Annotated in this window: 19 protein-coding genes and 1 pseudogene; 19 read left to right on the plus strand and 1 reads right to left on the minus strand. The window is 68.8% G+C overall.

The genetic code is table 11. The features are described 5' to 3' along the window. Both ACMV5O_RS00005 and fba read left to right on the plus strand, forming a co-directional pair. A partial coding sequence (locus tag ACMV5O_RS00005; protein WP_416161537.1) for a pyruvate kinase alpha/beta domain-containing protein occupies window positions 1-342 on the plus strand: 342 nt, incomplete at its 5' end. A gap of 153 nt (window positions 343-495) precedes the next feature. After that, entirely contained in the window at window positions 496-1560 is a 1065-nt protein-coding gene (fba, locus tag ACMV5O_RS00010; RefSeq protein WP_416161538.1) for a class II fructose-bisphosphate aldolase, read from the plus strand. A gap of 56 nt (window positions 1561-1616) precedes the next feature. Here the strand turns inward: fba and ACMV5O_RS00015 are convergent, their stop codons facing one another. After that, entirely contained in the window at window positions 1617-2537 is a 921-nt protein-coding gene (locus tag ACMV5O_RS00015; RefSeq protein WP_416161539.1) for a LysR substrate-binding domain-containing protein, read from the minus strand. Between the two features lie 106 nt (window positions 2538-2643). Between ACMV5O_RS00015 and ACMV5O_RS00020 the strand changes: the two genes are divergently transcribed. The 17 genes and pseudogenes from ACMV5O_RS00020 to xth all read left to right on the plus strand — a co-directional run bounded on the left by ACMV5O_RS00020 (window position 2644) and on the right by xth (window position 20218). Next, window positions 2644-4110 carry a form I ribulose bisphosphate carboxylase large subunit gene (locus tag ACMV5O_RS00020; RefSeq protein ID WP_416161540.1) on the plus strand — a complete coding sequence of 489 codons (1467 nt, stop codon included), beginning with the start codon at window positions 2644-2646 and terminating at the stop codon, window positions 4108-4110. A gap of 35 nt (window positions 4111-4145) precedes the next feature. Continuing rightward, window positions 4146-4571 (plus strand): ribulose bisphosphate carboxylase small subunit, encoded by a 426-nt coding sequence (locus tag ACMV5O_RS00025; protein ID WP_416161541.1) that lies wholly within the window; start codon window positions 4146-4148, stop codon window positions 4569-4571. 190 nt (window positions 4572-4761) lie between these two features. Continuing rightward, the gene (cbbX, locus tag ACMV5O_RS00030) at window positions 4762-5664 is read left to right on the plus strand and encodes a CbbX protein (protein ID WP_416161542.1); all 903 of its coding nucleotides are present in this window, start codon (window positions 4762-4764) and stop codon (window positions 5662-5664) included. Between the two features lie 71 nt (window positions 5665-5735). Continuing rightward, window positions 5736-6824, plus strand: a complete 1089-nt coding sequence (locus tag ACMV5O_RS00035; protein WP_416161543.1) for a class 1 fructose-bisphosphatase — start codon at window positions 5736-5738, stop codon at window positions 6822-6824. An 18-nt stretch (window positions 6825-6842) separates the two neighbouring features. After that, window positions 6843-7724, plus strand: coding sequence for a phosphoribulokinase (locus tag ACMV5O_RS00040; RefSeq protein ID WP_416161544.1), 882 nt, complete (start codon window positions 6843-6845; stop codon window positions 7722-7724). A gap of 25 nt (window positions 7725-7749) precedes the next feature. Then, window positions 7750-9777: a transketolase gene (gene tkt / locus ACMV5O_RS00045; protein ID WP_416161545.1), complete on the plus strand. Its 2028-nt coding sequence runs from the start codon at window positions 7750-7752 to the stop codon at window positions 9775-9777. Between the two features lie 34 nt (window positions 9778-9811). Continuing rightward, window positions 9812-11050 (plus strand): phosphoglycerate kinase, encoded by a 1239-nt coding sequence (locus ACMV5O_RS00050; RefSeq protein WP_416161546.1) that lies wholly within the window; start codon window positions 9812-9814, stop codon window positions 11048-11050. Window positions 11051-11077: 27 nt separating this feature from the next. Next, window positions 11078-11242: pseudogene (locus ACMV5O_RS00055) on the plus strand (class II fructose-bisphosphate aldolase); the annotation flags it as partial. 425 nt (window positions 11243-11667) lie between these two features. Next, window positions 11668-12966, plus strand: coding sequence for a DUF3422 family protein (locus ACMV5O_RS00060; RefSeq protein ID WP_416161547.1), 1299 nt, complete (start codon window positions 11668-11670; stop codon window positions 12964-12966). A 157-nt stretch (window positions 12967-13123) separates the two neighbouring features. Continuing rightward, complete coding sequence (locus tag ACMV5O_RS00065; protein ID WP_416161548.1) at window positions 13124-13786, plus strand: intradiol ring-cleavage dioxygenase; 663 nt, start codon at window positions 13124-13126, stop codon at window positions 13784-13786. 89 nt (window positions 13787-13875) lie between these two features. After that, window positions 13876-14400: a peptide deformylase gene (def, locus tag ACMV5O_RS00070; protein WP_416161549.1), complete on the plus strand. Its 525-nt coding sequence runs from the start codon at window positions 13876-13878 to the stop codon at window positions 14398-14400. A gap of 197 nt (window positions 14401-14597) precedes the next feature. Further along, the gene (locus tag ACMV5O_RS00075; RefSeq protein ID WP_416161550.1) at window positions 14598-14843 is read left to right on the plus strand and encodes a FitA-like ribbon-helix-helix domain-containing protein; all 246 of its coding nucleotides are present in this window, start codon (window positions 14598-14600) and stop codon (window positions 14841-14843) included. Beyond that, window positions 14840-15232: a type II toxin-antitoxin system VapC family toxin gene (locus ACMV5O_RS00080; protein WP_416161551.1), complete on the plus strand. Its 393-nt coding sequence runs from the start codon at window positions 14840-14842 to the stop codon at window positions 15230-15232. The genes ACMV5O_RS00075 and ACMV5O_RS00080 overlap by 4 nt, the downstream gene beginning before the upstream one ends. A gap of 120 nt (window positions 15233-15352) precedes the next feature. Next, on the plus strand, window positions 15353-16288 hold the full coding sequence (locus ACMV5O_RS00085) for a phosphoribosylaminoimidazolesuccinocarboxamide synthase (RefSeq protein ID WP_416161552.1): 936 nt from the start codon (window positions 15353-15355) through the stop codon (window positions 16286-16288). A gap of 170 nt (window positions 16289-16458) precedes the next feature. Then, window positions 16459-17232, plus strand: a complete 774-nt coding sequence (locus tag ACMV5O_RS00090; RefSeq protein ID WP_416161553.1) for a DUF2189 domain-containing protein — start codon at window positions 16459-16461, stop codon at window positions 17230-17232. Window positions 17233-17348: 116 nt separating this feature from the next. Further along, complete coding sequence (locus ACMV5O_RS00095; protein ID WP_416161554.1) at window positions 17349-19457, plus strand: M3 family metallopeptidase; 2109 nt, start codon at window positions 17349-17351, stop codon at window positions 19455-19457. Then, a complete protein-coding gene (gene xth, locus ACMV5O_RS00100; protein WP_416161555.1) occupies window positions 19454-20218 on the plus strand; it encodes an exodeoxyribonuclease III in 765 nt (254 codons plus the stop codon). The genes ACMV5O_RS00095 and xth overlap by 4 nt, the downstream gene beginning before the upstream one ends. Window positions 20219-20235: the final 17 nt, after the last annotated feature.

A 20235-nucleotide genomic window follows, 5' to 3' on the forward strand; every position in this document is an offset into this window, starting at 1 on the left:
GCGATCGCCTCGCTCACCCAGACCGGCTCGACCGCGCTGTGGATGAGCCGGCTCAATGCCGGCGTGCCGATCTACGCCCTGACCCCGGAGGTGTCGGCGCGCAACCAGATGACGCTGTACCGCGAGGTCCATCCCCTGCTGATGAGCCAGACCCACCAGGACCGCGACGTGCTGCTGTGGGAGGCCGAGCAGGTGCTGCTGGAACAGGGCGTGGTCGATTACGGCGACCTCATCGTGCTCACCATCGGCGAGCCGATCGGCGCCTCGGGCGGCACCAACACGCTCAAGATCGTGCGCGTCGGCGAACACCACATGCCGGGCACGCTCGACGACCCGGTGTGAGCCACTCGCGGCGGCGAGCCGCGCCGCCCGCTTCGCTTCGACCTCACGCCTGTGCCGCACGGGCCGTGCTGCGCTCATGCAGCGCACGACACAGGCTAAAATAGCGTTCTCAACCTCGCCCCGCGCCACCGGCGCCCCCTGACGGAGATACTCATGCCCCTCGTTTCCATGCGCCAGCTGCTCGACCACGCGGCCGAACACAGCTACGGCCTGCCCGCCTTCAACGTGAACAACCTCGAACAGGTCCAGGCCATCATGGAAGCGGCTGCCGAATGCGACAGCCCGGTGATCATGCAGGCCTCGGCCGGCGCGCGCAAATACGCGGGCGAGGCCTTCCTGCGCCACCTCATCGACGCCGCCGTCGAGGCCTATCCCAACATCCCCATCGTCATGCACCAGGACCACGGCCAGAGCCCGGCGATCTGCATGGGCGCGATCCGCTCGGGCTTTTCCAGCGTGATGATGGACGGCTCGCTGCTGGAAGACGGCAAGACGCCCTCCTCCTACGACTACAACGTCGCCGTCACCCGCGAGGTGGTGAAGTTCTCGCACGCGATCGGCGTCAGCGTCGAAGGCGAGCTCGGCTGCCTCGGCTCGCTGGAGACCGGCCAGGCCGGCGAGGAAGACGGCGTCGGTGCCGAAGGCACGCTCGACCACAGCCAGATGCTGACCGACCCCGACCAGGCCGCCGACTTCGTCAAGCAGACCGACTGCGACGCGCTCGCCATCGCCATCGGCACCAGCCACGGCGCCTACAAGTTCAGCCGCAAGCCCACCGGCGACATCCTCGCCATCGAGCGCATCAAGCAGATCCACGCCCGCATCCCCAATACCCACCTGGTGATGCATGGCTCCAGCTCGGTGCCGCAGGAGCTGCTCGAGATCATCCGCCAGTACGGCGGCGACATGAAGGAGACCTACGGCGTGCCGGTCGAGGAGATCGTGCAGGGCATCAAGTACGGCGTGCGCAAGATCAACATCGACACCGACATCCGCCTGGCGATGACCGGCGCGGTGCGCAAGTTCCTGGTCGAGAACCCGTCCAAGTTCGACCCGCGCGAGTTCAACAAGCCCGCACGCGAGGCCGCCAAGCAGGTGTGCAAGGCCCGCTTCGAAGCCTTCGGCTGCGCCGGCATGGCGAGCAAGATCAAGTCGGTGCCGCTGGAGAAGATGGCCGCGCGCTACAAGGCGGGCGAGCTGACGCAGGTCGTGCGCTGAGCGCCTACCCCGCCCCTTGACAGACGCGCCTCCGGGCGCGTTTTTCGTTTACCTGCTCACCGTTCCATCGCCCGCATCCGCGCCGCCCCCTCGGTCTGCAGGAACTCCAGCAGCGCATCGAGCGCGGGCGTCATCGGCCGGTCGGTGCGCGAGACCACGTTCCATTCCCGGATCACCGGCGTATCGGCCACGTCCAGGCGCACCAGGCGGCCGCTTTCCACCTCCATCGCGAAGGTGTGGTGCGACAGGAAGGCGATGCCCATGCCGGCCATCACCGCCTGCTTCAGCGTTTCGTTGCTGCCGAGCTCGTCCGCCGCCAGCGGCTTGACGCCGTGCGCGCGCAGGAAGCGCTCGAGGTTGTCGCGCGTGCCCGATCCCTGCTCGCGCAGCAGCAGGCGCTCGTCGGTGAGCGCGGCGGGCGGGATGCGCTTGCGTCCGGCCAGGCGGTGATCCGGGCGCGCCACGAACGAGAGCCGGTGCGGCGCGAACGGGATGCGGCGCAGATCCAGCCCACGTGGCGGCTGGCCCATGATCGCGACGTCGCAGCGCTGCTCCTGCAGCAGCGTGCGCACGCGTTCGCGGTTTTCCACCGTCAGGCGGAAGGTGATGTCCGGGTGGCGGCGGCCGAATTCGGCCAGCAGGTGCGGCACGAAATATTCCGCGGTGGTGATCGCCACCACGTCGAGCGTACCTGCCGCCACGCCCATGCGCGCCTTCAGTTCGACCTCGGCCAGTTCCAGGCTGTGCAGCGCCTGGCGCGCCGCTCGCACCAGGATCTCACCCGCCTGGGTGAGGTGGATCTCACGCCGGCCATCGACCAGCACCTGACCGACCACGGCCTCCGCATCGCGGATCTGCATCGAGATCGCCGGCTGCGTGAGGTGCAGCAGGCGCGCGGCCTGGGTGAAGCTGGCGCTGTCGGCCACCGCCACCAGGGCGCGGAGCTGCTTCAAGGTCAGGCGTTGCGCCAGCTTCATCAGAAAACCTTATCTCAATAGAGCAAAAAACGTCATTTGAGCTTATTCAAGCACCGCCCTATTGTCCAGTCACCACCTCGAAGCACACACAGGAAGGAGACAGAAAATGGGCGCCGCAGAAAACCCGCAACAGATCCTCGATCCCAAGAAGCGCTACCAGGCCGGCGTGCTCAAGTACGCGCAGATGGGCTACTGGGACGCGGACTACGAACCGAAGGACACCGACGTGCTCGCCGTCTTCCGCATCACCCCGCAGGAAGGCGTCGATCCGATCGAGGCCGCCGCCGCGGTGGCCGGCGAATCGTCCACGGCGACCTGGACCGTGGTGTGGACCGACCGCCTGACCGCCTGCGACAAATACCGCGCCAAGGCCTATCGCATCGACCCCGTGCCGGGCCAGGAGGGCCAGTATTTCTGCTGGGTCGCCTACGACCTCGACCTGTTCGAGGAAGGCTCGATCGCCAACCTCACCGCGTCCATCATCGGCAACGTGTTCAGCTTCAAGCCGCTCAAGGCCGCGCGCCTCGAGGACATGCGCCTGCCGGTGGCCTACGTGAAGACCTTCCGCGGCCCGCCCACCGGCATCGTGGTCGAGCGCGAGCGCCTGGAAAAATACGGCCGCCCGCTGCTGGGCGCGACGATGAAACCCAAGCTCGGCCTCTCCGGCAAGAACTACGGCCGCGTGGTCTATGAAGCCCTGCGCGGCGGGCTGGACTTCACCAAGGACGACGAGAACATCAACTCGCAGCCCTTCATGCACTGGCGCGACCGCTTCCTGTACTGCATGGAAGGCGTCAATCAAGCTGCGGCGCAGACCGGCGAGAGCAAGGGCCACTACCTCAACATCACCGCCGGCACCATGGAGGAGATGTACAAGCGCGCCGAATTCGCCCGCGACCTCGGCTCCTGCATCGTCATGATCGACCTCGTGATCGGCTGGACCGCGATCCAGTCGATCAGCAACTGGTGTCGCGATAACGACATGATCCTGCACATGCACCGTGCCGGCCACGGCACCTATACCCGGCAGAAGAACCATGGCGTGAGCTTCCGCGTGATCGCCAAGTGGCTGCGCCTGGCCGGCGTCGACCACATGCATGCCGGCACCGCGGTCGGCAAGCTCGAGGGCGACCCGATGACGGTGCAGGGCTTCTACAACGTCTGCCGCGACATGGTGACGAAGCAGGACCTGCCGCGCGGCCTGTTCTTCGACCAGGACTGGGCCAGCATCAAGCGCGTGATGCCGGTGGCCTCGGGCGGCATCCACGCCGGCCAGATGCATCAGCTGCTCGACCTCTTCGGTGATGAAGTGGTGCTGCAGTTCGGCGGCGGCACCATCGGCCACCCGATGGGCATCCAGGCCGGCGCCACCGCCAACCGTGTCGCCCTCGAGGCCATGGTGCTCGCCCGCAACGAGGGCCGCGACATCGCCAACGAAGGCCCGCAGATCCTCGCCGATGCCGCCAAGTGGTGCCAGCCGCTGCGCGCGGCGCTCGATACCTGGGGTGACATCACCTTCAACTACACCAGCACCGACACGTCCGACTTCGTGCCGACCGCCAGCGTGGCCTGAAGCCGACGCCCATCCCGGAACCGAGGAGACACATCATGCGCATCACCCAAGGCTGCTTTTCCTTCCTGCCCGACCTCACCGACACCCAGATCGCGGCCCAGGTCAACTACTGCCTCGACCAGAACTGGGCGGTCGCGATCGAATTCACCGACGACCCCCACCCGCGCAACACCTACTGGAACATGTGGGGCCTGCCGATGTTCGACCTGCGCGACCCCGCCGGCGTGATGGGCGAGTTGAAGGCCTGCCGCGAGGCCAACCCCGAGACCTACATCCGCATCAACGCCTTCGACTCGACCAAGGGCTGGGAGACGGTACGCATGTCCTTCATCGTCCAGCGCCCCACCGCCGAGCCGGGTTTCCGCCTCGTCCGCCAGGAGACGAAGGGGCGCAGCCTGCGCTACACGATGGAGAGCTACGCCGTCGGCCGTGCGCCGGAAGGTGCACGCTACGCCGGCTGACAACCCGGCGCCTGAGCAAAGGCGCCGGAACAGGCCGATCGGGTGATCTGCGAAGCGCGGCGAGGACTGTCCGAGCGCGCGCAGCGTGCGAGTTCCGCAGCCAAGCGGCGCAGATCACCCGGTCGGCCGGCGAGCCCGCGCACACGCCCACCCACGCCCCGATGAACCGACACCCGCAGGAGACGCGACCATGAACGCCCCCGAGAAGGCCCCCGCCCCCGCCCGCATCGACCTCGGCGCCGAGTTCCGCGACGCCGGCATCGGCGAAGTGCTCGACGCCCTCGAACGCGACCTCGTCGGTCTCGCCCCGGTCAAGCGCCGCGTGCGTGAGATCGCCGCCCTGCTGCTGGTCGACCGCGTGCGCCAGCGCCTGGGGCTGGCCACCGAGCACCCCTCGCTGCACATGAGCTTCACCGGCAACCCCGGCACCGGCAAGACCACGGTGGCGATGCGCATGGCCGAGATCCTGCACCGGCTGGGCTACTGCCGCCGCGGACACGTGGTGGCGGTGACGCGCGACGACCTCGTCGGCCAGTACATCGGCCACACCGCACCCAAGACCAAGGAGGTGCTCAAGCGCGCGATGGGTGGCGTGCTCTTCATCGACGAGGCCTACTACCTCTACCGCCCGGAGAACGAGAAGGACTACGGCCAGGAGGCAATCGAGATCCTGCTGCAGGTGATGGAGAACCAGCGCGACGATCTGGTGGTGATCCTCGCCGGCTACGCCGAGCGCATGGAGCGCTTCTTCGAATCCAACCCGGGCATGAAGTCGCGCATCGCCCACCATGTCGACTTCCCCGACTACAGCAACGACGAGCTCGGCGAGATCGCCCAGCGCATGCTCGCCGGCTGGAACTACCGTTTCGACGAGGCCGCGCGCCGCGCCTTCGACGAATACATCGTGCTGCGCCGCCGCCAGTCGCACTTTGCCAACGCACGCAGCATCCGCAACGCACTCGACCGCATGCGCCTGCGCCAGGCCCTGCGCCTGTTCGAATCCGGCGCCACGGTCGACGCCGAGGCGCTGACCACGATCACCGAGGCCGACGTCCGCGCCAGCCGCCACTTCCAGCCCGCCGAGCCGAGCTAGGCGCCACGGCCCACCGCCCCGCGACCCAAAACAACACGCACCGATCCGGCACCGCATCGGAGGAGACCCTCATGTTCAGCCTCGACCGCAGCACGCTCACCGAATACCTGATCGAACACCGCCGCCGCAACCCGGAGGCCACCGGCGAATTCAACGCCCTGATCCTGCAGGTCGCCCAGGCCTGCAAGGCGATCTCGCGCGCGGTCGCCCACGGCGCGCTGGCCGACGTGCTCGGCAGCCAGGGCAGCGCCAATGTGCAGGGCGAGGAGCAGAAAAAGCTCGACGTGCTCGCCGACGAGATCTTCCTGCGCGCCACGCACTGGGGCGGCGACCTCGCCGGCATGGTCTCCGAAGAGAACGAAGCCCCCATCCCGCTGCCGGCCAGCGACCAGCGCGGCAAGTACCTGCTCGCCTTCGACCCGCTCGATGGCTCGTCCAACATCGACGTCAATGTCGCGGTGGGCTCGATCTTCTCCATCCTGCGCGCGCCGCGCCCGGGCGAGGACGCCGCCGCCGAGGACTTCCTGCAGCCCGGCAGCCGCCAGGTCGCCGCCGGCTACGCCATCTACGGCCCCTCGACGATGCTGGTGCTGTCGGTCGGCAGCGGCGTCGCCGGCTTCACCCTCGACCCCATCATCGGCGAGTTCTACCTCACCCATCCCGACATCCGCGTGCCCGAGACCACGCGCGAGTTCGCCATCAACGCCTCCAACTCGCGCTTCTGGGAGCCGCCGGTGCGGCGCTACGTGGACGAGTGCCTGGCCGGGCGCAGCGGGCCGCGCGGCGTCGACTTCAACATGCGCTGGATCGCCTCGCTGGTGGCCGAGACCCACCGCATCCTGATGCGCGGCGGCGTCTTCCTCTACCCGCGCGACCGCAAGGACCCCGCCAAGCCCGGGCGGCTGCGGCTGCTCTACGAATGCAACCCGATCGGCTTCCTGATCGAGCAGGCGGGCGGGCGCGCCAGCACCGGCGTGCGCCCGGTGCTCGAGGTCCAGCCCGAGAGCCTGCACCAGCGCATCGGCTTCGTGTTCGGCTCGCAGGCAGAGGTCGAGCGCATCGAGCGCTACCACCACGAGCCGATCGTCGGCGGCGTCGAGGACGAGCTGCCGCTGTTCCACGCCCGCTCGCTGTTCCGCGACACCGAATTCGCTCAATAAGCCCCGGGGAGAAGCACCATGTCCGAACGTCATCCGATCGTCGCCATCACCGGCTCGTCCGGTGCCGGCACCAGCACCGTGCAGCGCACCTTCGAGGAGATCTTCCGCCGCGAGGGCGTCACCGCCGCCGTCATCGAGGGCGACAGCTTCCACGCCTACGACCGCAAGACCATGCGCGAGAAGCTCGCCGCCTGCGAGGGCGACCCCCGCTGCCAGCTCAGCCACTTCGGCCCCGAGGCCAACCTGTTCGGCGAGCTCGAGCACCTGTTCCGCAGCTACGCCGAGTCCGGCGGCGGCAAGCGGCGCAAGTACCTGCACAGCGCGGAGGAAGCCGAGCCCTGGAAGCAGGAGCCGGGCACCTTCACCCCGTGGGAAGAGCTCCCCACCGGCACCGACCTGCTGTTCTACGAGGGCCTGCACGGCGCCGTGCAGCATGAGCAGGTGGATGTGGCCCGCTTCGTCGACCTGCTGATCGGCGTGGTGCCGGTGGTGAACCTGGAGTGGATCCAGAAGCTGCACCGCGACAAGAGCACCCGCGGCTACTCCACCGAGGCGGTCACCGACACCATCCTGCGCCGCATGCACGACTACGTGCATTACATCTGCCCGCAGTTCGCCCGCACCCATGTGAACTTCCAGCGCGTGCCGATGGTGGACACCTCCAACCCCTTCATCGCGCGCTCGATCCCGACCGCCGACGAGTCCATGGTGGTGATCCGCTTCGCCAACCCCAAGGGCATCGACTTTCCCTACCTGCTCAACATGATCAACGACAGCTTCATGAGCCGGGCAAACACCGTCGTGGTGCCGGGCGGAAAGATGGAGCTGGCGATGCAGCTGATCTTCACCCCCTTCATCTGGCGCCTGATGGACCGCCGCCGCAAGGCGCTGGCGCAATGACGCACACCGAACTGGAGATGCCCCGATGAACATGCGACTCACCCAGGCCCCGATCGACACCCTGTGCGCCAACGCGCTGCGCTTTCTCGCCATCGACGCCGTCGAGGCGGCCCAGTCCGGCCACCCCGGCATGCCCATGGGCATGGCCGAGATCGCGGTGGCGCTGTGGACGCGGCATCTGAAACACGACCCCGCCGACCCCGCCTGGCCCAACCGCGACCGCTTCGTGCTGTCCAACGGCCACGGCTCGATGCTGCTCTACGCCCTGCTGCATCTCTCGGGCTACGACCTGCCGCTGGATGAGCTCAAGCGCTTCCGCCAGCTCGACAGCCGCACGCCCGGCCACCCCGAGGTCGGCCACACGCCCGGCGTCGAGACCACCACCGGCCCGCTCGGCCAGGGCCTCACCAACGCGGTGGGCATGGCGCTGGCCGAGAAGCTGCTCGCCGCCGAGTTCAACCGCCCCGGCCACACCCTGGTCGATCACCGCACCTGGGTCTTCCTCGGCGACGGCTGCCTGATGGAAGGCATCAGCCACGAGGCCGCCAGCTTTGCCGGCGTGCAGCGCCTGTCCAAACTCATCTGCTTCTGGGACGACAACCGCATCTCGATCGACGGCGACGTCGCAGGCTGGTTCGCCGACGACACCCCGGCGCGCTTCCGCGCCTATGGCTGGAACGTCATCGAGGCGGTCGACGGCCACGACGTCGAGGCGGTCGACCGCGCGATTCGCGAGGCGCGCGCCAACGCCGACAACGACATCGGCCCCACCCTGATCTGCTGCCGCACCACCATCGGCCGTGGCAGCCCGGCGCGCGCCGGCACGGCGGATGTGCACGGCGCGCCGCTCGGCGCCGACGAGCTCGCCGCCACCCGCGCCGCGCTCGCCTGGCCGCACCCGCCCTTCGAGATCCCCGCCGAAATCCGCAGCGCTTTCGACGCCCGCGCCCGCGGTGCCGAACAGCGCGCCGCCTGGCAGGCCGCCTGCGAGGCCTATGCCGAAGCCTACCCGGACGCGGCGAAGGAGTTCGGCCGGCGCATGGCCGGCACGCTGCCGGTCGGCTTCCCGGTGCTGGCCAATGCCATCCTGCGCGGGGTGCACAACGAAGCGGCCACGCTCGCCACCCGCAAGGCCAGCCAGCAGGCCATCGGCCGCCTGGCGCGCGCGCTGCCCGAGCTGCTCGGCGGCTCGGCCGACCTCACCCACTCCAACCTCACCGACTGGCCGGGCTGCGGCGCGGTGCGCGCCGACGACGCCGGGCGCCACATCAACTGGGGCGTGCGCGAATTCGGCATGGCCGCCGCCCTCAACGGCATCGCCCTGCATGGCGGCTTCATCCCCTTCGGTGCCACCTTCCTGGTGTTTTCCGACTACGCCCGCAACGCGATCCGCATGAGCGCGCTGATGAAGCAGCGCGTGGTGTACGTGATGACGCACGACTCGATCGGCCTCGGCGAGGACGGCCCCACCCACCAGCCGGTCGAGCACCTGCCCAGCCTGCGCCTGATCCCCGGGCTGGACGTGTGGCGCCCGTGCGACGCGGTCGAGACCCAGGCGGCCTGGAACGCCGCGGTGATGCGCGCCGACGGTCCCAGCCTGCTCGCGCTGTCACGCCAGAACCTGCCCCACCAGGCGCGCGACGGCGAACAGCTGCAGGCCATCGCCCGCGGCGGCTATGTGCTGGCCGATGCCGCGGAACCGGCGCTGGTGATCATCGCCACCGGCTCGGAGGTGGCGCTGGCGATGGCGGCGCGCGCCACCCTCGCCGCCGAAGGTGTCGCCGTCCGCGTCGTGTCGATGCCCTGCACCGCGGTGTTCGACCGCCAGGACGCCGCCTACCGGCAGCAGGTGCTGCCGCCCGACGCACCGCGCCTGGTCATCGAGGCCGCGCGCAGCGACGGCTGGTGGCGCTACCTCGCCGGGGTGCGCGGCGCCGTGATCGGCATGGACGGCTTCGGCGAATCGGCCCCCGCCGCCGCGCTGCTGCGGCGTTACGGCTTCGAGGCCGAGTCCGTCCTCGCCCACGCCCGCGCGCTGCTGCAGGCCGCGTGACGATACCCGCCCGCCCCTGAAGGAGGATTTCCCGATGAACTTCCTGCGTCTCTCCGAGCTCGACCTCGCCGGCAAACGGGTCTTCATCCGCGCCGACTTCAACGTCCCCTTCAACCCCGACGGCAGCCTGGCGGACGACACCCGCATCCGCGCCACCCTGCCCGCCATCCGCCACTGCCTGGACGCCGGCGCCGCGGTGATGATCACCTCCCACCTCGGCCGCCCCGCCGAAGGCGCGCTGACCGCGGCCGACTCACTGGCGCCGGTCGCCGCCGCCCTGTCCGCCCTGCTCGGCCGGCCGGTGCCGCTCATCCAGGGCTGGGCCAGCGGTCACTTCCACGCGCAGCCGGGCGAGGTCGTGCTGCTCGAGAACTGCCGCGGCAACGTCGGCGAAAAGGCCGACGACCCCCGGCTCGCCGCGCGCATCGCGCGCTTCATCGACGTCTATGTGAACGATGCCTTCGGCACCGCCCACCGCAAGGAATGCACGCTGCACGCGCTGGCGCTGGCCGCCCCGGTCGCCTGCGCCGGCCCGCTGATGACGGCCGAGCTCGACGCCCTGGGCCGCGCGCTCGCCCAGCCGGCACGCCCGCTCGCCGCCATCGTCGCCGGCTCCAAGGTGTCGACCAAGCTCACCATCCTCGAGAGCCTGGCGGACAAGGTCGACGTGCTGGTGCTCGGCGGCGGCATCGCCAACACCTTCCTCGCCGCGCGCGGCTGCGAGGTCGGCGCCTCGCTGCACGAGCCCGACCTGCTCGAGGCCGCGCGCCGGGTCGAACGCCGGCTCGCCGAACGCGGCGGCGTGGTGTGGCTGCCCGAGGACGTGGTCATCGCCGACCGCTTCGCCGCCGATGCCGACGCCCGCATCAGCGACGCCGAGCGCGTGCCGGCGGGCTGGATGATCCTCGACATCGGCCCCAAGAGCCGCAACTCGCTCGCCGCCGTGCTCGCGCGCGCCGGCACCATCGTCTGGAACGGCCCGGTCGGCGTGTTCGAGTTCGACGCCTTCGCCGCCGGCACCCGCTGCCTGGCCGAGGCCATCGCCGCCAGCCCCGCCTACAGCATCGCCGGCGGCGGCGACACGCTGGCCGCGATCGCGCGCTTCGGCGTCGGCGAGCGCATCGACTACATCTCCACCGGCGGCGGCGCCTTCCTCGAGTTCCTCGAGGGCCGCGAGTTGCCTGCCGTCGCCGCGCTGCGCGCCCGCGCCCGTCCGGCGAGCCGACGCATCGAGCCCGTGCCGCAGTTCGAGCACGAACCCGAACCGAGCTGAGCCCTTTCACTTACGGAGACCCACCCCATGGCCATGATCGCCCTGCGCCAGTTGCTCGACCACGCCGCCGACCAAGGCTACGGCGTGCCCGCCTTCAACATCAACAACATGGAGCAGATCCAGGCCATCCTGCTGGCCGCCGAGGCCACCGCGAGCCCGGTCATCCTGCAGGCCTCGGCCGGCGCGATGCGCCGGCTGATGAGCACGGACCGCAAGGAGTTCGACCCGCGCAAGTTCTTCAAGGCCGCCCGCGACGCCGCGCGCGACATCTGCCGCGACCGCTTCGAGGCCTTCGGCTGCGCGGGCCAGGCCAGCCGCATCAAGCCGCTGCCGCTCGAGGCGCTGGCGCGCCGCTACGCCAGCCACAACGCCTGACGGGCTGCGCCGCCCTTCCTCTTCTCGTCAGCGACTCGCGCATCACCCCTGCCGTCGCCTCGCAGCCGTCCTGACCCCGCTCTCTCCCTGCCCACGGGCATTGCGCCCGCCTCCCATCCAGGAGGCGGGCACTTTTCTGGGCGGCATCCGGCCACGGCGAGCCATCCACACGCCAGGCCGGCTTGTCATCGCCTGCGCCGGCGGGCAAGAATGCCGCTCCACCTGCCGCCCACCCCGCCTCCATGTCCTTGTTCGAACAGCACCCCCTGCGCCAGACCCTCAGCGACGAGGTGCACGCCCGCCCGCCGGTCCCGCTCGACACGCCCGAATTCGTCACCTACCTCGCCTTCCTGCATCACGACGGCAGTGCCACCCGCGAGCATGCCCACCTCGCCGCGCTCGCCGCCCAGCTCGGCCTGCCGCCGCCGAGCACCGCCAGCGGCCATGTGCTGCTCGAGGCCGAAGGCTTTCGCCTGAAGTGGGAGCGCCACAACGAGTTCTCGAGCTACTGCTTCTTCCGCCGCATCGAGGCCGAGGACAGCCCGGACGAATACGCCCTGCTGCACGTGCCGGCGGCCTGGCGCAAGGGCATTCCCGGCCTGCTGATCGCCGCCACCCACATCGAGCTGCGCAGCGTGGCCGACGTCCCGCTCGAGACCGTGCTGCACCAGCAGTCGCGCCGCGGCCAGCCGCTGGTCGCCTCGGCGGTGTCGGACGGCGCCGGCTGGGTGCTGACCGACTTCCACCTGCACGAAGGCTTCTCGCATTTCCTGCTCGTCGACAACGGCTTCACGCCGCGCCAGGCCGGCCGCATCGCGCAGCGCCTGGTCGAGATCGAGACCTACCGCGTGATGGCCGTGCTCGCCTTCCCGGTCGCCAAGGAGGTGGGACGACTGGTGTCGCGCGCCGAGGACGAGCTCGCCGACCTGATGGACGGCATGGGCCAGTCGCGCAGCGCCGAGGACGACCGCGCGGTGCTCGCCCGCCTGTCGCGCCTGGCGTCCGAAGTCGAGCGCTCGGTGGCGCGCACGACCTTCCGCTTCGGCGCGGCGGCGGCCTATTACCGCCTCGTGCGCCAGCGCATCGACGACCTGCGCGAGCAGCGCCTGTCGGGATTCTCGCCGATCGGCGAGTTCATGGACCGCCGCCTGGTGCCGGCCATCGACACCTGCTCGTCCATCGCCCGCCGCCAGGACGACCTCTCGGCCCGCATCGCGCGCAACTCGCAGCTGCTGCGCACCCGCGTCGACATCGAGATCGAGCGCCAGAACCAGGAGCTGCTGGCGCAGATGAACCGCCGCGCCAAGATCCAGCTTCACCTGCAGGAGACGGTCGAAGGCCTGTCGGTGGTGGCGATCACCTACTACGCCTCGCAACTGGTCAACTACCTCGCCAAGGGGGCGAAGGACTTCATCGCACCGGCCACGCCCGAGGTGCTCACGGCGCTGTCGATCCCGGTGATCGCGGGGCTGGTGTTCATGGGGCTGCGGCGCATGCGCAAGCTGCTGGGCAAGGAAGAAGGCGGCGAAGCCCACTCCTGAGCATCGGGCGCCCCGCGCCGTCCCGTGCTGCACGGCGAACCGCGCAGAGGCCAGTCCCGCGCCTGGCCTCGGTCGGGCAATCCGGAGCCCGTCAGGGCGCGGAACCGAGCGAGGCACGGGCGGTCCTCTGACCATGCACGACAAAGGAACCGCAGCCATGTCCCAACCATCCGGACGCCGCCGCCAACTCGTCCTCGGCGGCACGGCCGCGCTGGTGTCCGCGCCGCTCGCCGCGGCACAGCGCACACTGACACCGAGCCAGATGCTCGGCCCCTTCTACCCGGTCACGCCGCCGCTGCACAAGGACAACGACCTCACCCTGGTTGAAGGCAGCAAGGTGCGCGCCGCCGGGCAGATCGCCGATCTGTCGGGCCGCGTGCTCGACCTCGACGGCCGCCCGCTGGCCGGCCTGCGCGTCGAGATCTGGCAGTGCGACGCCAACGGACGCTACCGCCACCCGCGCGACCGCGGCGGCCTCGAGGAGGACCCGAACTTCCAGGGTTTCGGCCACACGATCACCGACGCCGAAGGGCGCTACCGCTTCCGCACCATCCGCCCGGTGCCCTATCCCGGGCGCACGCCGCATATCCACGCCGCGGTGTTCCAGGAGGCCGCCCGTCCCTTCGTCACCCAGATCTACGTCGCCGGCGAACCCTTGAACCTGCGCGACGGCCTCTTCACGCGCGTACCCGAGGCGCTACGGCCCTTGCTGCTGGCCGACTTCGTCGCTGTGGATGACCCGGTCGCCGAACTCGCGGCAGAATTCGATTTCGTGTTGTCGCCGGTGCTGGCCGGACTCTTCGAGGCCCATACGGCCTGAGCCCGGGCCGGAGGCTCGCTTGCGGATGTCCCTGCCGGCCTGAACCTTCAACGCGCGAACCCAGGCCCCATCTGGAAAACCACCCGTCCATGACCATCCGTTCCGTCCTGCGCATGGGCGATCCTCGCCTGCTGCAGCCCGCCGCCCCGGTCACCGAATTCGGTACGCCAGAGCTCGCCACACTCATCGCCGACATGTTCGACACGATGGCAGCCGAAGGCGGCGTCGGCCTCGCTGCCCCGCAGATCGGTGTCGGCCTGCGCGTGGTGATATTCGGCTTCGAGCACAGCCAGCGCTACCCGGACGCGCCGCCGGTGCCGATGACCATCCTCGTCAACCTGGTGATCACGCCACTGGATGACGAGACCGAGGAGGGCTGGGAAGGCTGCCTGTCCGTGCCCGGCCTGCGCGGCGTCGTGCCGCGCCACCGCCGCATCCGCTACCAGGGCTTCACGCCCGACGGCCAGGTGATCGACCGCCTCGCCGAGGGCTTCCACGCCCGCGTGGTGCAACACGAATGCGACCACCTCGACGGCACGCTGTATCCGATGCGGGTGCGGGACTTCAGCAAGTTCGGCTTCACCGATGTGCTGTTTCCCGAGCTTGGGGGGTAGGGCGGCGCGCAAGAAGCCCACGTTCCTGTGCGTAATGCGACCACATTCCGAGCACGCGAACCACGTGCTCGTCGGCGAAGACCTCATGGACGAGGCGGTGCTGGGTGTTGATCCAACGCGTGCTCGATGGGGCGATTGCTTTCGCCATGGCGTTACACCAGAATGAAACCGTTTTGGTTCCTCTGTAGAGCCTGGAAATGCCAACTTCCCTGACGCTGAAGAACATCCCCGACACCTTGTACGAGCGCCTGAAGGCGGCTGCCGAGTTGCATCGCCGCAGCCTTAACAGTGAGGCGATTGTCTGCCTGGAAACGGTGCTGCTGCCAAGCCGCGTTGCGCCCGGCGACCGACTGGCGCGAGCCCGCGCGCTCCGGGCCGGTTTGCCTGAAGGTCTGTTTACTGCCAAGGACATCGACGCAGCCAAACGCGCGGGACGCCCGTGATTGTCGTCGACACCAACATCCTGGCGTACCTGTATCTGCCCGGCGAGTTCACCGAGGGGGCAGAAGCCTTGCTGGAGCGCGAGCCGGAGTGGGCCGCACCGCTACTATGGCGCAGCGAGTTTCGAAACATCCTGATGGGCTACCTTCGGCGCGGCCTGCTGAGCTTCGAGCACGCCTGCAGTCTTCAGGCGGAAGCCGAGGCCTTGATGGACGGGTTCGAGTTCGAGGTGCCCTCGCGCGATGTGCTGGAATTGGCTAAGGACAGCGACTGCTCCGCCTACGACTGCGAGTTCGTGGTGCTCGCCAATCGCCTGGACGTCAAGCTGATGACGATGGATAGGAAAGTCCTCAAGGCGTTTCCGAAACGCGCCTTTTCCCTTTTAGCCTGACGATTTGATTTCGCATTCGACCGCCCGGCGCATGTCGATTACTCGACGCGCCTGCGCAGCCCCGAAAGCGAGCGCCCCTCGCCTATAATCCCGCCTTTGCCAGCAACCCGAGGCCCAATCGTGGCGACGCCCCTTTTCGAAACCTCCATCAAGAGCCTGCCGCTGCTTGGCCGCGGCAAGGTGCGCGACATCTACGCCGTCGACGAAGAGAAGCTGCTGATCGTCACCAGCGACCGCCTGTCGGCCTTCGACGTGATCCTGCCCGACCCGATCCCGGACAAGGGTCGCGTGCTGGTGGCGCTGGCCAACTTCTGGTTCGACAGGCTCGCCCACATTCTGCCCAACCAGCTCACCGGTATCGACCCCGAGACCGTGGTGGCCGCCGACGAGCGCGAGCAGGTGCGCGGCCGTGCGCTGGTGGTCAAGCGTCTGAAGCCGCTACCGATCGAGGCGGTGGTGCGCGGCTACCTGATCGGCTCGGGCTGGAAGGACTACCAGGCCACCGGCGCCATCTGCGGCATCGCGCTGCCGGCGGGCCTCAAGCAGGCCGCCAGGCTGCCGGCGCCGATCTTCACGCCCTCGTCCAAGGCCGAAATGGGCGAGCACGACGAGAACATCTCCTTCGCGCAGGCGCAGGCACGCTGCGAAGCGATGCTGAAGGACGCGCTCGCCGGCAGCGGCAAGACCGGCGCCCAGCTGGCCGAAGAAGCCCGTGCGGCGGCGATCGCACTGTATTCCGAGGCGGCCGAATTCGCGGCCAGCCGCGGCATCATCATCGCCGACACCAAGTTCGAGTTCGGCATCGACGCCGCCGGCACGCTGCACCTGATCGACGAGGCGCTCACCCCCGACTCGTCGCGCTTCTGGCCGGCCGACAGCTACCGCGAAGGTATCAGCCCGCCGTCCTTCGACAAGCAGTACGTGCGCGACTACCTGGAGACGCTCGACTGGAACAAGGCGCCGCCGGCGCCCAGGCTGCCCGCCGACGTCATCGAGCACACCGCTGCCAAGTACCGCGAGGCCTACGAGCGCCTGACCGGCCGCACGCTCGCCTGACAACCCGCGCAGCATCAGCAATACCGGGAACAACTCGTATTCGCGAACTCACGAAATCTGTCCTACTCTAAGAAGCAGCCCGCCGCTTCAAGGACCGACTGCCGGGGCCGTGTGCCTCGCGGTCCTTGAAGCGTGAGGCTCATTCCGCTGCAACCAACAGGGAGGCTGCCATGGACAAACCGATGAATTCGCTTGACCAGCATTTCCACCTGCCGCACGTACGCCATGTCGATCGCTCGCGACCGATGCAGTGGCTGAAGATGGGGTGGGAGGACATGCGCGCCAATCTTGGGGCGAGCTTGCCGTACGGGATCATCCTGGCAGCGCTCGGTTACGTCATCCTGTCCTTCGCGGCAGACAAGCCTTACCTGTTCACCGCGGCGATCTCGGGCTTCTTCCTCATCGGGCCGATTGCCGCAGCCGGCCTGTACGAGATCTCGCGCCGCCAGGAGCGCGGCGAAAAGATCTCCTTCCTCGCCTCGCTCAGCAGCTTGCGCGCGCACGCCGACAGCGTGGCCTACTTCGGCGCCTTCCTCGCGATCGCGCTGATCAGTTGGGAGCGCATGTCCGCGATCCTGTTCGCGCTGCTCTTCCAGGGCGAACTGGCCGAGGTGTCGAACTTCTTCAGCAGCGTCTTCCTGTCGGGCGACAACCTGTCCTTCGTGTTCACCTACGCGCTGGTGGGCGGCATCCTGGCGGCCGTGGTGTTCGCGCTGTCCGCGATCGCCATTCCGATGCTGATGGATCGCGACACCGACAGCGTGACGGCGGCGATGACCAGTCTGCGCGCCGTGCAGATGAACTTCGACACCATGGCGCTGTGGGCCGCGATCATCGTCGCGATGGTGCTCATCGGCTTCGCCACCATGATGATCGGCATGGTGATCCTGCTGCCGCTGCTGGGTCATGCAAGCTGGCACGCCTACCGCGAACTGGTGGAATGACCAGCGCCGACTGATTCCGAAGTCCGATTGAATTTGCTGCGGGCGCCCATAGCGGCGCCCGCAGCAATTTTTGCGGCACAATAGCCCGCATCAACCACCTCCAAGACCGCTCAAGCATGGACAACGCCATCCCCAGCCCGACGACGAATCCGCTGCTCGATTTCAGCGGCATGCCGCGTTTTGCCGACATCAAGCCCGAACACGTCGAGCCCGCGATCCGCGGCCTGATCGACGAGAACCGCGCCCTCATCGAGCGCCTCACCGCCGACTCGGCGACGCCGACCTGGGACGGCTTCGTCAGCCCGATGGACGAGGCCGGCGAGCGCCTGGGCCGCGCCTGGGGCGTCGTCGGCCACCTGCACAGCGTGTTCGACGTGCCCGAGTGGCGCGAGGCCTACAACGCGATGCTGCCCGAGATCTCGCGCTTCTACGCCGAGGTCGGGCAGAACCTGGCGCTGTTCCAGAAGTACAAGGCGCTGCACGACAGCGCCGAGTTCGCCACCCTGTCGCCGGTGCGCCAACGCATCCTCGAGCACGCGCTGCGCGACTTCCGCCTGTCCGGCGCCGAACTGCCCGACGCGCAGAAGCCGCGCTTCCAGGAAATCCAGGAAGAGCAATCCCAGCTCGCCGCCAAGTTCTCCGAAAACCTGCTCGACGCCACCAACGCCCATGCCGAGTGGATCACCGACGAAGCCGGCCTTTCCGGGATTCCCGAGGACGCCCGCCATGCCGCCCGCGCTGCCGCCGAGGCCGAAGGCAAGGACGGCTGGAAGTTCACGCTGCAGATGCCCGCCTACCTGCCGGTGCTGCAGTACGCCGACGACCGCGAACTGCGCGCGCGCATGTACCGCGCCTACGCCACCCGCGCCTCCGAGCTCGGCAAGCCCGAGCTCGACAACGGCCCGCTGATCGGGCGCATCCTCGCGCTGCGCGATGAGGAAGCACGCATGCTTGGCTACAAGAACTTCGCCGAAGTGTCGCTGGTGCCCAAGATGGCCGACACGCCGCAGCAGGTGCTCGGTTTCCTGCACGACCTTGCCGCCCGCGCCAAGCCCTTCGCCGAGAAGGATCTGGAAGAACTCAAGGCCTTCGCCAAGGCCGAGCTCGGCCTCGACACGCTCGAGCCCTGGGACGTCGCCTACGCCTCCGAGAAACTCCGCCAGGCACGCTACGCCTATTCCGACCAGGAGGTGAAGCAGTACTTCCCCGAGCCCAAGGTGCTCGACGGCCTGTTCGGCGTGATCCGCGCGCTGTATCGCGTCGACATCCTGCCGGACGAGGCGCCGAAGTGGGACCCGGACGTACGCTTCTTCCGCATCGAGAAGGAGGGTGCCAACGGCCCGGAACTCGTGGGCCACTTCTACCTCGACCTGCACGCGCGCAGCACCAAGCGCGGCGGCGCGTGGATGGACTCGGCGCGCAGCCGCCACCGCAACACCTGGGGCAGCGACACGCCGGTGGCCTACCTGGTGTGCAACTTCCCCGGCCCGGTCGGCGAGGGTACGAAGAAGCGGCCGGCCACCTTCACCCACGACGACGTGCTGACCCTGTTCCACGAGTGCGGCCATGGCCTGCACCACCTGCTCACCCAGGTGGACGAGCTTGCGGTGTCCGGCATCCACGGCGTGGAGTGGGACGCGGTCGAGCTGCCCAGCCAGTTCATGGAGAACTTCTGCTGGGAATGGGACGTACTGCAGGGCATGACCGCACACGTCGACACCGGGGAGCCGCTGCCGCGCGCGCTCTACGACAAGATGATCGCCGCCAAGAACTTCCAGAGCGGCATGCAGACCGTGCGCCAGCTCGAGTTCTCGATGTTCGACCTGCGCCTGCACAGCGAAGTGGATGCCTCCTCGGGCCCCGTGCCGATCGAGCGCGTGATGGCCCTGCTTGACGAGGTCCGCCGCGAAGTCGCGGTGATGATCCCGCCCGCCTGGCACCGCTTCCCGCACAGCTTCTCGCACATCTTCGCCGGCGGCTACGCGGCGGGCTACTACAGCTACAAGTGGGCCGAGGTGCTGTCGGCCGACGCCTTCGAGGCCTTCGAGGAAGCCGGCGCCGGCCGTGGCAGCCTGCTCGACCCCGAAACCGGCGAACGCTTCTGGCGCGAGATCCTCGCCGTCGGCGGCAGCCGCCCGGCGCTCGATTCCTTCAAGGCCTTCCGCGGCCGTGAACCGAAGGTCGACGCCCTGCTGCGCCACAGCGGCATGGTGGCGCAGGCATGAAGATCGTCACCTGGAACGTCAATTCGCTGAAAGTCCGCCTGCCCCAGGTCCTCGACTGGCTGGCGGCCAACAAGCCCGACGCGCTGTGCCTGCAGGAGCTCAAGCTCGAGGACAAGGCCTTCCCGGTCGCCGAGCTGGAAGCGGCCGGCTACCACGCCGTCTTCATCGGCCAGAAGACCTACAACGGCGTCGCCATCCTGAGCCCGCAGCCGATCGACGAGGCCAGCGTGGTGCGCAACATCCCCGGCTTCGAGGACGAGCAGAAGCGCATCATCGCCGCCACCATCGCCGGCGTGCGCGTAGTGTGCGGCTACTTCCCCAATGGCCAGGCGGTAGGGTCGGACAAGTTCGAGTACAAGCTGCGCTGGCTCGCCGCGCTGACCGACTGGCTGCGCGAGGAGCTGACGACGCACGAGCGCCTGGTGCTGGCGGGCGACTTCAACATCGCGCCGGAAGACCGCGACGCCCACCCCGACTGGAAGGACGAGATCCATGTCTCCGAGCCCGAACGCGCCGCCTTCCGAGCGCTGCAGGACCTCGGCCTCATCGACGCCTTCCGCCTGTTCGAGCAGCCCGAGCGCGCCTTCTCGTGGTGGGACTATCGCATGATGGCCTTCCGCCGCAACTTCGGCCTGCGCATCGACCATCTGCTGGTGTCGCCGGCGCTGCGCGAGGCCTGCCGTAGCTGCGTGGTGGACAAGGAACCGCGCCGGCTGGAGCGGCCGTCGGATCACGCGCCGGTGGTGCTGGAGCTGGCCTGAGGCCAGGCGCCGCGCCG

This window comes from Thauera sp. WH-1, from assembly GCF_047806685.1.
Classification (GTDB): domain Bacteria; phylum Pseudomonadota; class Gammaproteobacteria; order Burkholderiales; family Rhodocyclaceae; genus Thauera.

Excerpts from the sequence above, each read along its gene's own strand:
- fba (WP_416161538.1), top strand. The coding sequence starts at position 496 with ATGCCCCTCGTTTCCATGCGCCAGCTGCTCGACCACGCGGCCGAACAC.
- ACMV5O_RS00015 (WP_416161539.1), bottom strand. The coding sequence starts at position 2,537 with ATGAAGCTGGCGCAACGCCTGACCTTGAAGCAGCTCCGCGCCCTGGTG.
- ACMV5O_RS00020 (WP_416161540.1), top strand. The coding sequence starts at position 2,644 with ATGGGCGCCGCAGAAAACCCGCAACAGATCCTCGATCCCAAGAAGCGC.
- ACMV5O_RS00025 (WP_416161541.1), top strand. The coding sequence starts at position 4,146 with ATGCGCATCACCCAAGGCTGCTTTTCCTTCCTGCCCGACCTCACCGAC.
- cbbX (WP_416161542.1), top strand. The coding sequence starts at position 4,762 with ATGAACGCCCCCGAGAAGGCCCCCGCCCCCGCCCGCATCGACCTCGGC.
- ACMV5O_RS00035 (WP_416161543.1), top strand. The coding sequence starts at position 5,736 with ATGTTCAGCCTCGACCGCAGCACGCTCACCGAATACCTGATCGAACAC.
- ACMV5O_RS00040 (WP_416161544.1), top strand. The coding sequence starts at position 6,843 with ATGTCCGAACGTCATCCGATCGTCGCCATCACCGGCTCGTCCGGTGCC.
- tkt (WP_416161545.1), top strand. The coding sequence starts at position 7,750 with ATGAACATGCGACTCACCCAGGCCCCGATCGACACCCTGTGCGCCAAC.
- ACMV5O_RS00050 (WP_416161546.1), top strand. The coding sequence starts at position 9,812 with ATGAACTTCCTGCGTCTCTCCGAGCTCGACCTCGCCGGCAAACGGGTC.
- ACMV5O_RS00060 (WP_416161547.1), top strand. The coding sequence starts at position 11,668 with ATGTCCTTGTTCGAACAGCACCCCCTGCGCCAGACCCTCAGCGACGAG.
- ACMV5O_RS00065 (WP_416161548.1), top strand. The coding sequence starts at position 13,124 with ATGTCCCAACCATCCGGACGCCGCCGCCAACTCGTCCTCGGCGGCACG.
- def (WP_416161549.1), top strand. The coding sequence starts at position 13,876 with ATGACCATCCGTTCCGTCCTGCGCATGGGCGATCCTCGCCTGCTGCAG.
- ACMV5O_RS00075 (WP_416161550.1), top strand. The coding sequence starts at position 14,598 with ATGCCAACTTCCCTGACGCTGAAGAACATCCCCGACACCTTGTACGAG.
- ACMV5O_RS00090 (WP_416161553.1), top strand. The coding sequence starts at position 16,459 with ATGGACAAACCGATGAATTCGCTTGACCAGCATTTCCACCTGCCGCAC.
- ACMV5O_RS00095 (WP_416161554.1), top strand. The coding sequence starts at position 17,349 with ATGGACAACGCCATCCCCAGCCCGACGACGAATCCGCTGCTCGATTTC.
- xth (WP_416161555.1), top strand. The coding sequence starts at position 19,454 with ATGAAGATCGTCACCTGGAACGTCAATTCGCTGAAAGTCCGCCTGCCC.